At 39.6% G+C, this 654-nt stretch carries 1 protein-coding gene; it reads left to right on the top strand.

What is annotated here, in order from left to right:
- On the top strand, positions 1 to 582 hold a 582-nt coding region (locus ACFIJP_RS09530; RefSeq protein WP_375627182.1), incomplete at its 5' end, for a hypothetical protein.
- Positions 583 to 654 lie beyond the last annotated feature (72 nt).

Raw genomic sequence — 654 nt, 5'->3', positions numbered from 1 at the left:
ATTGAGTTTGATGGCAGAACACTTCACCGCATTCGTGCACTGAGAGACTTTGGTGATGTTAAAGCAGGTGATTTAGGCGGCTATATCGAGAAAGAAGACAACCTAAGTCATGAAGGTGATTGTTGGGTAGGTGATGATGCAAAAGTCTATGGTTGTGCCAAGATTTTTGGTGATGCCCATGTTTATGAAAACGCTCGTGTGGATGGTCATGCAAGAGTTTATGACAATGCCAAGGTTTTTGGTGATGCTTATATTCATCACATTGCTGATATTTACGAAAATGCATGTGTTTTTGGTAGTGCATCTGTTACCGGAGAAAATAATATTTTTGGCAATGCGAAGATTTTTGGACATGCTCGTGTTTTTGCCAGTGCACAAATCTACGAGAATGCACAAGTTTCCGGTGGTGCATTTATTAGTGGAAAAGCTAAAATTTATGGAAATGCTAAAATTTATGACGGTTCATTGATTTCCATCAGAGCAAAAGTTGGGGGAAATGCCCAAATCTGTGGTTATGTATTTATTCATGGAAACGCAGAGATCATCAATGATGAAATCATCACAACTGGCCAGAGGCAATAAACCATGGAAAAAAAATACGAATTTACTGATGAAACAATCGAAGTTGGGGGCAAAACTCTCCACCGCATTCGC

The sequence above is a fragment of the Bartonella sp. MU37NMGALS genome (genome assembly GCF_042194015.1).
GTDB classification, from domain to species: domain Bacteria; phylum Pseudomonadota; class Alphaproteobacteria; order Rhizobiales; family Rhizobiaceae; genus Bartonella; species Bartonella grahamii.
This window is presented reverse-complemented; position numbering and strand designations above follow the sequence as displayed.